Genomic DNA, 13,663 nt, shown 5'->3' on the forward strand with positions numbered 1-13,663 from the left:
CACCGAACTACCAAGGCTAACATCAGATCCCATCTGTACGGCGGACCGCAGGGGTGGAATCCTCATCTCGTGCGGATGTATTCCTAAGCCGTCTGGGGTACATAACCCCTTCGGACTCGAGCCATCCGCGGAGGTAGCGTGCATCGGGCACGCCGCCTCCTTCTTCGTATTAATTCACAATCGCTGGTTACTACTTAAGGCCTACGAACCGAGACTTCACAGAGAGGGAGTACCACACATGATTATAGGACAGTATCCCAATTATACTCACTAACATGATAGCATTTTATAGTACGCGCCACTCAGATATCTGGCCTGAATTCTGATGAATTCGAACCTCGCTGACGGCACGCTTCGCTTGTCGGCGTCTGGTTCGAACTGGGAAGAACGATTCCGTACCGCTCGCGTCGGCTCGCAGTACTCCATGGGCCCTGACGGATTCGAACCATCGACCACTCGGTTATGAGCCGAGCGCTCTAACCAGACTGAGCTAAGGGCCCTCTTCAGTCGGGAAAAATCGTGCGCGCTAATTAACGTTTGCTGTCCGGTCCGCTCGAGGGAAAGAGACGGAGCGACGCTACGCGGTCAGGGCCTCGAGTGCCTCGTCGCTGAGTTCGGCCTCGAGCTCCGCCTTGCTGTGGGCGTCGAGGACGTCCTCGCGTTCCTCGGCGTCGAGTTCGGTGACGGATTCGAAGTGGTGGCACATAGCAATCGAATACACGCGCGTGCGCTCAATAAAGGCTGGTTCAGGCAATCTGACTGTTCGCCTGGTGTTTCGAAACGGGGGAGAAATGTTCTCACTGCCGTGGGTCCTCGGAGGGCGATCCCTCGAGTGAGCCACGATCAGCATCTGTCATCGAGAGCACCGACTCGGAGCCGAGGTGAGCAGATAACAGTCGGGCTATTCGCTCCCGTAATCCGCGAGCGTCCGGTCGCTCGCTTCGGTGCGATGACGCGTCGCCAGCCCTGCGAGGTGGGGTGTCTCGGGGACGATCAGTTCCTCACAGGCGGTTTCGCAGGCGCTCTCGCTCCCGGGGAGACAGAAGACCGGTGTGTCGACGGCAATCCCCGCCGTCGCGCGCGAGGCCATCGCTCGCGTTCCGACTTCGTCCCACGAGAGCGACCGGAACAGTTCGCCAAAGCCCGGCAGTTCGCGCTCGAACAGCGACGCGGTCGCTTCGGGGGAGACGTCGTCGACGGTGACGCCGGTGCCGCCGGTCGTACACACCACGTCGATGTCTTGGCGCGCGACCAGCCCCCGAACGGCGGTCCGGATCGCCGAGTAATCGTCCCGAACCAGGACCCGTTCTCGAACCTCGTGGGCTGCAGACTCGAAACACTCCTGTATGGTATCCCCACCCGGATCGTCGGGGTCGTCTTCGTCCGCGCGCGAACTCGAGACGGTGACGATCCCGACGAAGAGGGGATCGATGATGTCGTGGCCGTGATCGTCGGTACTCCGCCGGTCATCGGTATCGCTGGTCATGTCCCCACGTCACTGCCGAAAGACGATAATCCCTCCCCCGATGGTGAGAGGACTCGCAGTTCGACGTGGCTGCTATCGTCGATACGCAGCAAAGACGGATCGCTCACCGTCGTGAATCAGGAAGAAGCGCCGAAGCCAGGACTCGAACCTGGGACAACCTCGTATCTGCGGCGGACAGGCAGTACCTGAGTCGCCGTAACAGCGAGGTGCTCTACCATCTGAGCTACTTCGGCTCATCTCGTGATAGTCGGGTGCATTTGATAGGGCTTTCGTTTTCCCTTCCCGCGGTTCGATACCCTTTCACGCACCGCTCGAGTACGCGTCCCCAATGAGCGAGGAGGACGCCGAGGGCGACGAGCCCGACGATCGAGACGGTGATCGCGAACTCGAGCGGGTCGTCGCCGAGGTTCGAGCGCAGGTCACGCCCGACGCGGACGAACGCGCGCGGCTCCGCGAGGTCGCCGACCAGCTCATGGAGCGAGCCGAACAGGCGGCGACGGAGCGGTGTGACGGAGCCGACGTCTTGCAGGTCGGCTCGACCGCCCGCGACACGTGGATCAGCGGCGATCGGGACATCGATATCTTCGTCCGCTTTCCGCCGGATCTCGACCGCGAAACGCTCGAGGAGTACGGCCTCGAGGTCGGCCACGCCACGTTGCCCGAGGGCCACGAGGAGTACGCCGAACATCCCTACGTCAAAGGGGAAGTCGAAGGGTTCGACATCGATGTCGTCCCCTGCTTTCGGCTCGAGTCGGCGACCGAGATCCGCTCGGCGGTCGACCGCACGCCGTTCCACACCCGATACCTCCAGCGGCGACTCGACGACGAACTCGCCGACGACGTGCGGGTCACGAAGCAGTTCCTGAAGGGGATCGGCGTCTACGGCAGCGATCTCCGGACCCGCGGGTTCAGCGGCTACCTCACCGAGCTGCTCGTTTGCGAGTACGGCGGGTTTCGACCGCTGCTCGAGGCCGCGGCCGACTGGCATCCACAGGTCGAGATCGATCCCGAGGGTCACGGCCGCGCACGCGAGACAGAGAATGCGGCGGCCGGCGACGCCGCCAGCCAGTTCGACGATCCCCTGGTCGTCATCGACCCCACGGACCCCGAACGCAATGTCGCCGCCGTCTGCTCGCGGGAAAACGTCGCCCGCTTCCAGCACTACGCCCGCGAGATTCTCGAAACGCCGCGGTCCGACTACTTCGAGCCCGACGAGCACGAGCCGCTGACCGAATCCGAACTACGCGCTCACCTCGAGCGGCGAGGAACTACCCCCGTCGCGGTCCGGTTCGACGCCCCCGACCTCGTCGAGGATCAGCTCTACCCACAGCTTCAGAAATCCCTCGACGGGATCACGCGAGGACTCGATGACCGCGGGTTCGATGTCTTCCGGGCGACGGCGATCGCGGACGACAGTGCCGTCGTCGTCGCCGAACTCGCGGTCAGCGAGCGTCCCGCGGTCGAGCGCCACGACGGGCCGCCGATCCACGTCCGCGATCACGCCGAGGGGTTCTACGAGGCCTACGCGGACGACGCCGACGCCTACGGCCCCTTCATCGAGGGAGACCGATACGTCACCGAGCGCGAGCGGGAGTTCACCACCGCTCGCGAGTTCCTCGAGAGCGACCGGCTCTTCGATGTCGGGCTCGGCGCACACGTCGAAACGGCCCTCGAGGACGGGTACGACGTACTCATCGATGACGAAATCACGTCCCTCCTCGCGGAGTTCGGAACGGAACTCACGGCGTACTTCGACCCCCGACCCTGAAAGCGGCCGGCGGGAACCCTAGAGGGTGTCCAGATCGACGTCGAGATCGTGTGCCTCGAGGACGTCCTCGAGCGCGGACGTCGCTTTGTCGTCGGGGTCGTCGTCCGGTTCGATCGGTTCGCGGCCGTCGAAGGTCTCGTGGACGAGCGCGATGCTGTCGGCGAGGACGTCGAGCCCGTAACCGCCCTCGAGGACGAACGCCAGCGCGGCGTCGGTGTCGTCGGCGAGGGTTCGAACGCGGTCGCTCATCAGGGCGTAGGCCTCCGTGGAGAGCCGGATACGGGAGATCGGATCGTGGCGGTGGGCGTCGAACCCCGCGCTGATGAAGAGGAGGTCGGGATCGAACTCGGTGAGCGCGGCGGCGATCGGCCCCTCGAGGGCGGCCAGGTACTCGCTGTCGTCGGTTCCGGCCGGCATGGGAACGTTCATCGTCGTCCCCTCGCCGTCGCCCTCGCCGATTTCGTCGACGTCGCCGGTACCGGGATAGAGCCCCTGTTCGTGCAGCGAGACGAAGAAGACGTCCTCCCGGTCGTAGAAGATATCCTGCGTGCCGTTGCCGTGGTGGACGTCCCAGTCGATGATCGCGACCCGATCGACATCGTACGCGTCCGAGTCGAGGGCGTGCTGGGCGGCGACGGCGACGTTGTTGACGAAGCAAAACCCCATCGCGTTGTCGTAGACGGCGTGGTGACCCGGCGGGCGACCGATCGAGAAGGGCGTGTTACGGCCCGTCGCACCTTCGAGGGCCCGTTCGGCGGCCCAACAGGCGAGGCCAGCGCTCCGGCAGGCCGCGTCCCACGTTTCCTCGACGGCCGTGGTGTCGGGGTCCCAGCTCCCGCCGCCGTCGGCACAGAACTCCCGTACCGACTCGAGATACTCGCGCTCGTGGACGGCCGCCATCGTCTCGAGTTCGCAGGGGTCGGCTTCGACGTACTCGACGCCGTGTTTCTTCTTCAGCCCCTCTCGGATCGCCCGTAGCCGGTCCGGCGACTCTGGGTGGCGCGAACCGGGATCGTGTGCGAGACAGACCTCGCTGTAGCCGAACTGCATCTACTCACTCGAACAACGAGAAGTACGTCTCGATGTCGTCGTCGGTGATCGTCCGCCGGTCGGCGTGGTGCGCGAGGATCGCGGCCGCCCGGGCGACGTTGTCCGCGTAGTCCTCGAGGATGTCGGCGAGGGCGACGCGGGCGTCCATCGAAACGCGGTAGCGGTCGTCGATATCGAGCCGGGCGATGCGATCGACCGGGGCGACCGGCAGCTCGAGATCGTCCTTGTCGACGACGCGTTCGACGCCGAAATCCTGGGCCATCAGCGTCTTGCGGCCGTCCGCCGTCGCCTCCTCGGCGGCGTCGATGGCGAGTTCGCTCCCGTGTTCCTGAATCCGCGTTGCGAGTTGCTTCGACGCGTCGGCACTCACCCGAAGATCGCCCGCGTTCCGCCGGATGATCGTATCCACCGGGGCGAACGGGAGTTCGACGTTCATATCATGATAGGCGAAGCTAACTCCCTTAACGCTTTTCCTAGACGGACGATGAGGTTGCTCGCGGCGTCAGAACACGTCGTTTGCCTCGAGGCGGCCGTCGCGGACGACCCCTCGGGCGGTTACCTCCTCGCCGAGTCCGACATCGGTGTCGGTCGCGACGCTCATCGTCGTCTCACCGTCGTCGAGAACGATCGGGTTCCCGGCTTGGACGACGACCCCGGTGAACTCGAGTTCCTCGCCGTCGGACGGGTCGTCGGAGTCCGCGTCGGCGTCCGCGCTGGCCGTCTCTGCACTGTCTGCCCCAGTGTCAGCCCCGCCGGATGACTCGGTGTCGGCGGAGTCGCCCGTCGCCGATTCCGCACCGGCCCCGTCTCCGTCACCGGCGAATGCCGACAGGCCGGCGTTCTGGTCGCTCGAGTCCTCGGCGTCGCCCTCGGAATCGCCGGAGCCGGTCGAATCGGATTCCAAGACCGTGACCGTCGACTGCCAGCCCGCGGAGGCCTCGAGGTCGTCCTGCCAGCCGTCCTGAATCTCGACGTCGCCGAGCGCGACTTCGTCGCCCGGCCCCACGTCGATGTCGGCCTTCTCGCCCCAGAGCGCGACGCGGATGTCTCCGGTGGCGTCCTGGACGCGGATGTTCCGGACCTGTCCCTCCGAGCCGTCGTCGCGGTCGAAGGTTCGCTTCGGATCCGCCGAGCGGACGACCCCTGCGATGTCGACCGTCTGGTCGATCTCGAGGTCCTCGATTGGCGTGTTCTCGGGGACGTACTCGACGTCCTCGTCGACTTCCTCGACGGCGCCGCGGTTGCCGACGTGGAGTTCGAGGCTCCCGTCGCGTTCCTTGACGTAGCCGTCGATCACCTCGACGGTCGTGCCGGCCTCGAGTTCCGTGGCGAGGTCGGCCTGCTCGTCCCACAGCGTCACGCGGATGCGTCCGGTCGAATCCCCGAGGACGAGGTTCGAGACCTTCCCCTCGGAGCCGTCGTCGCGGTCGAACGTGCGGACGCTGTCGGTGTCCAGAAGCAGGCCGACGAGGTTGACGTTCGAGAGCCCGAGCGAGAGGTCGTCGACGGCGTACGTATCGGAGATCTGCACGTCGATCTCGGTGTCCGGATCGGGCTCGACGTTGTCGACGCTGACCTCGACGCCGCTAAAGCCCTCCTTGGGTCGGCCCCCGATCCGCAGGACTTGCCCCTCCTCGAGTTCCTCGATCGCGGCTTCGGCGTGTTCGTCCCAGAAGGCGGCTCGCACGGAGCCGGTTTCGTCCGCGACTTCGACGTTGACGACCTGTCCGTCCTCGTCCTCGCCGTCGCGCTCGAAGGTCCGTTTCTCGCCGATCGAGAGCACCTTGGCGACGAACTTCGCCTCTTCCATCCCGGGTTCGATATCGGCGATGCCGCCGACCTCGCTCTCGCCGACTTCGTGAGCGACGAGCATCGCCGCCGTCTCCTCGTCCGCGAGTCCCCCCATCTGCTCGACTTTCGCCTCGACGGCCTCGCGAAACTCCTCGAGAGAAACGTCGGCCTCGAGGTCCTCATATACGCCCTCGATGTCGCTCATTCTATGCTCGTGCATGGGTAGCCCGCGCATAAGCGTTATCCATTCGGTGTCGCAGTACGGTACCGCGTTCGACGGAGGCGGCGGCCGTGTCGGTCGAATCGACTGGTCCCGACCGCACGGAAACTGCTCGTCGCGGCTGTGATTCGGTGAGACTCGAGCGGGAAATCATACACCACGCTGGCCGCCTCACAGTATATAAACGTCAGTACGGGCTGCGCGTCGTCACGACAGCAATTACGACGCACGCGACCGGCCGGCGGCGGTCGTGCGAGATTCCGAGACGGCGATGCGAACTCGAGCGGGCGAAACTGTCGACCGACTGCAGCGAAACCCCGTGCCGGCGGAAGCCTTTCGAAAGGGCTTTAATGTTCACCGGGGTATGAAGAGATGAGTCCTGATAGGGTAGTGGACTATCCTCTTGGCTTGCGGAGCCAGGGACCGGAGTTCAAATCTCCGTCAGGACGTTTCTCTTCAGCACAACACTGCGAGCGTAGCGAGCAGTCCGTGCTGAAAGAAACTCCAATACGGAGATTTGAGCAGACGAGTCGCAGTCCGGGAGCGAACGCAGTGAGCGACCCGGAACGTCTCGGCGTGTTCAAATCTCCGTCAGGACGCTCACTTATCGCGGGCGCTTCGCATTGCTCAGCGCCCGCTCTCGGGTTCGGTCCTGACTGCCCAACGCTCACTTCGTTCGCGTTGGACTCCGTCAGGACGCATCTACCGACACCAAACCGTGAGCGAAGCGAGCGGCTGATGTCGATGAAACTTGTCCGCGGAAATTGGCGAATCAACTCGAGCGAACCGTCCGATAGCCGTCGACGGCTTCAGTCAGGACGTAGCCGACGATCGTCACGCCGATAACGGCCCGTCCGATCGTCCTGAGTTCGATCGTTGCGATGGTCTGCTCACCGTTAACGGCGAGTGCGGCACCTGCGACGAGGAGGATGATGAGAACCGCGAGATATCGCCATCGTGCGGACGGTGGCACGTCGCTGCCCTCGTTTCGGAGCGCGAGGTACAGATGACCGCCGCCGAGTGCGATCCCGTAGAACACGAGCAACATTGCGATCTCCACCATGTCTGGGTTGAACTCGAGGACAGACGCCACAAAACCAGCTCCGAGTAACCCCACGAACGCCAGCAGTATGGCCCCGAGATAGACGACGACTTCGCGGCTGTTCATATCAGAACTGAGCGTGACAGTGAATAAATAACTTCTGTCAGGGGTTTCTGCGAGGATAGCGACCGCTCGAGTACGAAACTGGGTGAGAGGAGTAAGCCCCCTTCTGTTCGTCCCGGCATTCGGCTGAGCGTCCGCGCCGCCCGCGGCGGTGCCGCGGCGCGTTCGGGCTACCACGGCGCGGACTTGCACCGGTGAGGATTCGCCGTTCCATCGCTCCTCGGCCGTCCGTGTGCGGTCGATCACGACGAACGTGACCCGTAGATTCGAACCACGGTTTGGCAACCGCACACTGCTCGCGGCGAATGCCGCTCGCTCGGTCGGCGGTTCGCACCGCCTCACGTTTCGCGGTCCATCGGACCGCGCATCCCTCTGCGGGTTCGCTCCCCTTCCTCTCGGTCGGGTTCGCACGCATCATCGGTCGGGCCGAGACGTGTCGTTTCTGTTCCAGAGCCAGCGGTCTCCCGCTCCGGACTTGCGTCCGGTCACCTGCCCGAACAGGTGGGGGGACTTTCCTCGCGAGCGTGGCGCATCTCGAAGAGATGGGCCACGTTAGGTGCGTTGGGCACCTCGGAGAGGTGGCCAACGTTGTGCGCGTCGGTCACCAGCATGGGTGCCGACGGCATGGTGATCGCGCCGTCGCCGGCACGACCATCGCGGCAACCGGGCTCTCTCTCCCACTCAGTATAGGCACGTGGGGCGAATAAGTCCCCCGGTCGGGACACAAAAAGCGCCGCGCAGCGAATGGAAGCGTTTTAGGACGACTATCCCCTTGTCCATCTGTATGTCCCAGCGACAGGGCGCAGACCTCTCCTACGAAGACGGTGCTCGCGCGGTCGAACTCGCGCGTGAATCCGTCGAATCCTATGTACAACACGGGCAGCGAGAACAACCGGGCAGCATGCGCGAAGCCTTCTACGAGCGGACGGGCGCGTTCGTCCGTCTCGAGTCGACTCGCGGCCGGGGGAGCCTGCGAGGCTGTGCAGGCGGGTACCGTTCGGACGACCAGCTCGGCCACGTCATCGTCGACGCGGCGATCGAAGCGGCCAGCGAGGACTCCTGTGGCTCCGAAGTGAGCCCCTCGGAGCTACCGAACCTGACGGTCTCGGTCTGTACCGTCAAGAACGTCATCCTGACCGACGATCCGCTCGCCGACCTCGAGCTCGGCACCCACGGCGTCGCCATCGACGGCGGCGAGGGCGGCTGGCTCTACCCGACGGTGCCGGTTCAAAACGACTGGAGCGCTCGCGAGTACCTCGATCGGACGTGCCGCAAAGCGAAGCTCGCGCCGGGCGCGTGGCAGGACGACGACGTCATCGTCACGCTGTTCGAGGGGCAGGTCTTCCGCGAGCGCGAGGCCGACGGCAGTATCGAAGAAGTCTAAGACGCGATTCGCGACTGCGACCGTATTGCGACTCGATCTCAGCCATCTCCGAAGAGCCGCGCGACCTGCCTCTTCGCGACCGATTCCGGTCGTCTCTTCGGGAGACACTGAACGGCGTCAGCGACCGGTACTCGGACGTTCGAGCGCCACCGTTTCGGGACCGGCGACTCGAGTCGGCAGCTGTTATCGACGCCTTACGTATCTTTCCCGCCGAAATCGACCGCTTCGGCGTCCTCGAGACACCGCTCGCTCGCGTCGTCCAGATCGAACTCCCGGACGATGTCGCCGTCGCGAACCAGCGGCTCGAGCAGGGAGTCGCCCTCGTCGGGCCCGTCGCCGTCGGCGAGCGCGACGTGGTGGCCGCCCTCGGGGGTGCGATAGACGTCCTTGACTCCGGATAGCTTGCCCCGCTTGGAGATCGGTTCGCCTTCGATTTCGACGATGTCGAGGCTGAAGTCCACCGAGTCGGCACCGGTGATGTGGCTGCCGACGCCGAAACCGTCGGCGACGTCGCGCAGGGGTCGGATCGAATCGGGACCGAGGCCGCCGCTGCAGAAGATGTCGACGTCCTCGCGGCCGCGGGCGTCGAGTTCCCAGCGGACCTCGCGGATGATGTGCCGGAAGTCGCCGCGACGGGAACTCGTGGTGTCGATGCGGACGCCGTCGAGATCCTCGCCCAGCGTCTCGGCGGCGAGCAGGCTCTCGCTCTTCTCGTCCCAGAAGGTGTCGACCAGCGCGATCCGGGGCACGTCCTCGCCGACGGCTTCGTCGAACGCCGTCCAGGCCTCGGCTTGGTTCCCCTCGCCGAAACAGAACATGAGCGCGTGGGGCATCGTCCCGCCCGCCTCGCGGTCCAGAATCTCGCCCGCCGCAACGTGAGAGAAGCCGTCGAGTCCGGCGAGCAACGCGGCTCGCTCGACGGTCGACGCGATCGAGGGATGGACGTGGCGCGCGCCGAACGACAGGACCAGCGAGTCGGGCGCGGCCAGTCGGGCCTCGAGTGCGGCCGTCGCGAAGCCGCTTGGCTGGGAGAGAAATCCGAGCAGGGAGGTCTCGAGTTCGGCGAACTCGAGGTACGGGCCTTCGATCCGGAGAACGGGGCCGCCGTCGAACAGTTGTCCGTCCGGGAGCGCGTCGACGTCGACGTTGCGCCCTTCGAACAGCGTCGCGACGTCTTTCACGCCGGTGAACACGTCGAAGTGGCCGGTGGGGAACTGGTCGGCGGTCACTTCGGCGACGACGTGGGGATTCTTGTCCGCGTGCTCGAGCGTGGCCCGCGTGCGCTCGAAGTAGGCGTCCGTGGCTTCCCCCGCGAGAATCGCTTCCGGGGGAACGGTTCCGAACGGATTTGACATATCGCCGGTTTCCCGCGGGAGGCAAAAAAGCTACCCGTCTGCCGACGTGTGCGCCGCCGGCGTCGCCGACATCGCTCCCAGTGGCGCCGGTTCGGGCCGCGGCGAGGCGGGAGTTGGCGGGTTGGTCGCCGACTCGAGGGACGAGCGTGACTCGATCGCGGGGGTCGCTTCGGATTCGGCTGCGTGAATCCCCTCGAGGTCGTCGACCGACGGGGCGCCGACGATTTCGACCGTGTCACCGGCGACGGCGACGCGATACGCGCCGGCGAAGGGCTCGCCGTCGGGAATCCGATAGGTGCCGTCCCCGGCGGCGTCGGTCCGTTCGGCCCCGTTGTTCGCGAGAAGTTGGCGGTACGCGTCGGCGAACGCCGTCGCGTCCGCGGGGCTCTCCCACGCGAGTCGCCAGACGTGGCCGGTCCGACCGGGGTCGTCCGCGTGTCGGTAGACGCGGATGCTATCGCCGGCCCAGCCCGCGGTCGCGGGGTGGGAGTAGTTATACTGCGAGCGCTCGGTCGTCCCCTCCGTGAGTGGCCGATCGATCGCGCCGTTGGCCCAGAGCGTCGCGAACAGGGACGCCTCGCCGACGGTTTCTGTGCGGGGCTCGCCGCCCTCGATCTCGTCGCCGTCACCGCTGCCAGTGCCGTCGGTGATCGGCCGCCACTCGTCGCTCGAGCGGTCGGGAACGTCGACATCGATCGGGTCGGTATCGGGATAGCGGTTGGGGTGGATCAACTGGGCGGTGCTTTGGGGCGGCTCGTCGTGAGCCCGATCGATGGCGTCCCAGCCGCCGCGGTCGTAGAGATCGGCGACGAACGGCGGCCCCTCGGCGTAGGGCGCGTAAATCGAGAGGAAGAGGCCGACGTTGAACGGCCGCTGGGTGAGGGTTTCACCCGACGCCGCCGCTGGCTGGGGGTCGGACAGACACTGCCACTCGGTCCCGCATCGCCGATCGTATCGGTCGGGGACGTAGTTCGCTTCGCCCTCGAGCAGCCCGTTTTCGGCGCGCAGGCCGTCGATCGTCTCGCTCCGGCGAGCGATACCGAAGCGCTGGTCTTGCAGCGCGTGGGTCAGTTCGTGGACCAGCGTCCGGCGGTCGATCCGGATGTCGTCGGCGTCGTCCGCGACGATGACGATCCGATCGTTCGTGTAGTAGCCCTGCACGGAGTCGCCGTAGAGGTCGTCGAACGCTCGATTCACGTCCGTCTCGCTGTCGACGAGGAACGCGCCGCGCCAGAGTTCGTTCTCGAACGCCGACGCGTTCTCGGTCCCGGCCGTCTGGCGGTCGCGGTACTCGGCTCGATCGATCACCTCGAGGGAGACGTCGCGTTCGTACTTCAAGCCGCGAACCACCTCGATCCGAGCCATCGAGCGGTACTTGACGGCCTCGAGTTGCTCCTCGGTGAGGCCGTCGCTCGCGTCGAACTCGAAGACGTCGTCGTGGGCGTAGTCGCCGACGTATCCGAGTTCGCGGTCGGTATCGAACCCGCTCGAACTGCCGGGAAGCGCACAGCCCGAGCAAACGACGAGGACGAGTACCGCGAACAGTCTGACTCGGCTCATTGGGTGACTCTGCGGCGAGACGGTAACATGAGCGTCGGGTGGTCGTGCGGGCGATCAGTCACGGTCGCGTGGGCCACCGCCGGTCCGGCCGCGGCCGACGACGATCCGAGTCCCCGCGCCGAGCAGCGCGAGCGCGAGCGCGCTCGCCACGGCCAACGGGCCGAAGCCGGGAACGGTGTCGGTCCCGGTCCCGCTCGAGTCGGTGATTTCGAGACGGTCCTCGCCCTCGGGCGCGGCACCGGCCTCGACGTTCGGGAGTTCGTCGACCGAGGGCGCGCGGACGATCGTCAGCGTCTGACCGGTTCGCTCGAGGGAGTACGCGCCGGCGTAGCCGCCGTCGTCGATCACGTAGGTGTCCTGTCGCCCGTCGACGGCGTCGGCGTCGTGGTTCTCGAGCAGTTGGAGATAGCCGTTGACGAACTGCTGGGCGTCCCCGTTCGATTGCCACTGGGTTCGCCAGACGTAGCCCGCGTGACCGGCCGCCGCGGCCGGATCGCTCGCGTTCTCGACGTCGTCGTTCGTGTAGACGACCAGTTCGTCGCCGGCCCAGCCGTTCGTGTACGAGTGATTGTAATTATAGCTCTCGGGGCTCTGGAGGAGTTCAGTGGAGTCGATCACCGATGGCTGGTCGGAGTCGAGAGCGTCGGCGGCGAACATCGCGACCATGCCCGCCTCGCCGACGGTGTCGTTGGCCGTCTCGCCGTCGACTCGGAGCTGTCGCCAGTCACCGCTCGAGCGGTCGGGGACCGAAACGTTCGCCGGTTCGCGCTCCGAGCCGGGGTGGATCACCGCCGCGGTCGTCGCCGGCGGGTCGTCGTAGGCCGCGTTGACGGCCGACCAGCCCTCGCCCTGATCGCGCAGGTAGTTGACGTAGTCGGGGCCGTCGCTGTAGGGCTGGTAGACGCTGAAGTAGATACCCCAGTTGATATCGAGTCCCCCGCTGCTCGGTCCGTCGACGGGCTCGAGACAGTCCCACTCGGTGCCACACCGGTGCTCGTACTCGCGTTCGACCCGGCTGGCGTCGCCCTCGACCAGCCCGTTTTTCGCGGTCTCGCCGTCTTGGGTCGTCCCCTCGAGTTGCGACAGATCGAACCGCTGGTCCTGTAAGGCGTGGACGAGCTCGTGCCCGAGCGTGAGTTCGTTCAGTTCGGGCGTGTCGGGGTTTTCGGAGACGATGACGATCTCGTCGGTCGCGGGATCGTAGTAGCCGGCGACGGCACCGCCGTAGACCGTCTCGGCCGCGTCGGTCGCCGCGGTGTTCCGGTCGACCGTAAACAGCGCCTCGTAGCCGACGTTCTGCTCGAGTCGGTTCTCGGACGAGATGTTCGCGAAGCGGTCGCCGTTCGTCTCCCGGTACTCCTCGCGGGAGATGACATCGACGGAGACCCGATCGTCGAAGGTGAGATTGCGGATTCGCTCGACGCGAGCCATCGCCCGATAGACGACGGGGTCGAGATCGTCCTCGTCGACGACCGCGTCGGACTGGTCGTCGACGGGCAGGTCGTCGTCGTACCAGTAGCCCGCGACGTAGCCGACGGTGTCCTCGGTCGTCGGATTCGCGGGGCGATCGTCCTGGGTCGCGGCCGACGCCGTACTCGCGACCGCGGTCGAATCGGCACCGGGTACGGAAGTCGAACCCGAAGTCGCGGTGACGGAGTTAGTCTGCGTCGCAGCCGTGGACGCCACCACCGGACCGGCGAGTCCGCCGGTCACGAGCATTACGGCGAGGGCCACTGCGAGGAAGGTCCCAGACGGGCGGGTGCGCATCGATCTCATATGGGAGGGATAGCTATCCGTACGAATGGCAGTGTAAAAAGAACGACGATTGTACCGGTGGGCCGTCGCTCTCGAGTCCGGCGCGAACGTTTTTACGATTCCGTCCGT

General features: G+C 65.7%; 11 protein-coding genes, 3 tRNA genes and 1 other RNA gene. 3 read left to right on the top strand and 12 right to left on the bottom strand.

The window, feature by feature from the left end; translation table 11 throughout:
- Positions 1-425 precede the first annotated feature (425 nt).
- The 4 genes from ACT4ML_RS09325 to ACT4ML_RS09340 all read right to left on the bottom strand — a co-directional run bounded on the left by ACT4ML_RS09325 (position 426) and on the right by ACT4ML_RS09340 (position 1,719).
- Positions 426-500: transfer RNA gene (locus tag ACT4ML_RS09325), tRNA-Ile, on the bottom strand.
- A gap of 77 nt (positions 501-577) precedes the next feature.
- Entirely contained in the window at positions 578-706 is a 129-nt protein-coding gene (locus ACT4ML_RS09330) for a hypothetical protein (RefSeq protein WP_444720617.1), read from the bottom strand.
- A 195-nt stretch (positions 707-901) separates the two neighbouring features.
- Positions 902-1,486, bottom strand: coding sequence for a MogA/MoaB family molybdenum cofactor biosynthesis protein (locus ACT4ML_RS09335; RefSeq protein ID WP_444720618.1), 585 nt, complete (start codon positions 1,484-1,486; stop codon positions 902-904).
- 127 nt (positions 1,487-1,613) lie between these two features.
- Positions 1,614-1,719 (bottom strand) — tRNA-Asn (locus ACT4ML_RS09340).
- 95 nt (positions 1,720-1,814) lie between these two features.
- On the opposite strand from ACT4ML_RS09340, the gene cca reads away from it, so the two are divergent.
- Positions 1,815-3,254 carry a CCA tRNA nucleotidyltransferase gene (cca, locus tag ACT4ML_RS09345; RefSeq protein ID WP_444720619.1) on the top strand — a complete coding sequence of 480 codons (1,440 nt, stop codon included), beginning with the start codon at positions 1,815-1,817 and terminating at the stop codon, positions 3,252-3,254.
- 18 nt (positions 3,255-3,272) lie between these two features.
- Here cca and ACT4ML_RS09350 read toward each other — a convergent pair whose 3' ends face one another.
- The 3 genes from ACT4ML_RS09350 to ACT4ML_RS09360 form a co-directional block, all read right to left on the bottom strand.
- A complete protein-coding gene (locus ACT4ML_RS09350; protein WP_444720620.1) occupies positions 3,273-4,304 on the bottom strand; it encodes a histone deacetylase family protein in 1,032 nt (343 codons plus the stop codon).
- 4 nt (positions 4,305-4,308) lie between these two features.
- Complete coding sequence (locus ACT4ML_RS09355) at positions 4,309-4,740, bottom strand: histone (protein ID WP_444720621.1); 432 nt, start codon at positions 4,738-4,740, stop codon at positions 4,309-4,311.
- Between the two features lie 66 nt (positions 4,741-4,806).
- On the bottom strand, positions 4,807-6,300 hold the full coding sequence (locus ACT4ML_RS09360) for a single-stranded DNA binding protein (protein ID WP_444720622.1): 1,494 nt from the start codon (positions 6,298-6,300) through the stop codon (positions 4,807-4,809).
- 391 nt (positions 6,301-6,691) lie between these two features.
- Here ACT4ML_RS09360 and ACT4ML_RS09365 point away from each other — a divergent pair.
- Positions 6,692-6,764, top strand: a tRNA-Arg gene (locus ACT4ML_RS09365).
- Positions 6,765-7,087: 323 nt separating this feature from the next.
- Here the strand turns inward: ACT4ML_RS09365 and ACT4ML_RS09370 are convergent.
- A complete protein-coding gene (locus ACT4ML_RS09370; RefSeq protein WP_444720623.1) occupies positions 7,088-7,483 on the bottom strand; it encodes a hypothetical protein in 396 nt (131 codons plus the stop codon).
- An 84-nt stretch (positions 7,484-7,567) separates the two neighbouring features.
- Positions 7,568-8,016: RNase P RNA component (gene rnpB / locus ACT4ML_RS09375), an RNA gene on the bottom strand.
- 248 nt (positions 8,017-8,264) lie between these two features.
- On the opposite strand from rnpB, the gene ACT4ML_RS09380 reads away from it, so the two are divergent.
- Complete coding sequence (locus ACT4ML_RS09380; RefSeq protein WP_444720624.1) at positions 8,265-8,864, top strand: TIGR00296 family protein; 600 nt, start codon at positions 8,265-8,267, stop codon at positions 8,862-8,864.
- A 194-nt stretch (positions 8,865-9,058) separates the two neighbouring features.
- Here the strand turns inward: ACT4ML_RS09380 and ACT4ML_RS09385 are convergent, their stop codons facing one another.
- The 3 genes from ACT4ML_RS09385 to ACT4ML_RS09395 are packed head-to-tail and all read right to left on the bottom strand — an operon-like array spanning position 9,059 to position 13,555.
- Positions 9,059-10,219 carry a nicotinate phosphoribosyltransferase gene (locus ACT4ML_RS09385; RefSeq protein WP_444720625.1) on the bottom strand — a complete coding sequence of 387 codons (1,161 nt, stop codon included), beginning with the start codon at positions 10,217-10,219 and terminating at the stop codon, positions 9,059-9,061.
- Between the two features lie 30 nt (positions 10,220-10,249).
- Positions 10,250-11,779: an Hvo_1808 family surface protein gene (locus tag ACT4ML_RS09390; protein ID WP_444720626.1), complete on the bottom strand. Its 1,530-nt coding sequence runs from the start codon at positions 11,777-11,779 to the stop codon at positions 10,250-10,252.
- A gap of 54 nt (positions 11,780-11,833) precedes the next feature.
- Positions 11,834-13,555: an Hvo_1808 family surface protein gene (locus ACT4ML_RS09395; RefSeq protein ID WP_444720627.1), complete on the bottom strand. Its 1,722-nt coding sequence runs from the start codon at positions 13,553-13,555 to the stop codon at positions 11,834-11,836.
- Positions 13,556-13,663: the final 108 nt, after the last annotated feature.

Origin of the sequence: Natrinema sp. LN54 (assembly GCF_052439245.1) — an archaeon.
GTDB lineage: Archaea > Halobacteriota > Halobacteria > Halobacteriales > Natrialbaceae > Natrinema > Natrinema versiforme_A.

Coding starts and splice junctions, on each gene's coding strand:
- cca (WP_444720619.1), top strand. CDS start 1,815: ATGAGCGAGGAGGACGCCGAGGGCGACGAGCCCGACGATCGAGACGGT.
- ACT4ML_RS09335 (WP_444720618.1), bottom strand. CDS start 1,486: ATGACCAGCGATACCGATGACCGGCGGAGTACCGACGATCACGGCCAC.
- ACT4ML_RS09355 (WP_444720621.1), bottom strand. CDS start 4,740: ATGAACGTCGAACTCCCGTTCGCCCCGGTGGATACGATCATCCGGCGG.
- ACT4ML_RS09385 (WP_444720625.1), bottom strand. CDS start 10,219: ATGTCAAATCCGTTCGGAACCGTTCCCCCGGAAGCGATTCTCGCGGGG.
- ACT4ML_RS09370 (WP_444720623.1), bottom strand. CDS start 7,483: ATGAACAGCCGCGAAGTCGTCGTCTATCTCGGGGCCATACTGCTGGCG.
- ACT4ML_RS09330 (WP_444720617.1), bottom strand. CDS start 706: ATGTGCCACCACTTCGAATCCGTCACCGAACTCGACGCCGAGGAACGC.
- ACT4ML_RS09360 (WP_444720622.1), bottom strand. CDS start 6,300: ATGAGCGACATCGAGGGCGTATATGAGGACCTCGAGGCCGACGTTTCT.
- ACT4ML_RS09350 (WP_444720620.1), bottom strand. CDS start 4,304: ATGCAGTTCGGCTACAGCGAGGTCTGTCTCGCACACGATCCCGGTTCG.
- ACT4ML_RS09395 (WP_444720627.1), bottom strand. CDS start 13,555: ATGAGATCGATGCGCACCCGCCCGTCTGGGACCTTCCTCGCAGTGGCC.
- ACT4ML_RS09390 (WP_444720626.1), bottom strand. CDS start 11,779: ATGAGCCGAGTCAGACTGTTCGCGGTACTCGTCCTCGTCGTTTGCTCG.
- ACT4ML_RS09380 (WP_444720624.1), top strand. CDS start 8,265: ATGTCCCAGCGACAGGGCGCAGACCTCTCCTACGAAGACGGTGCTCGC.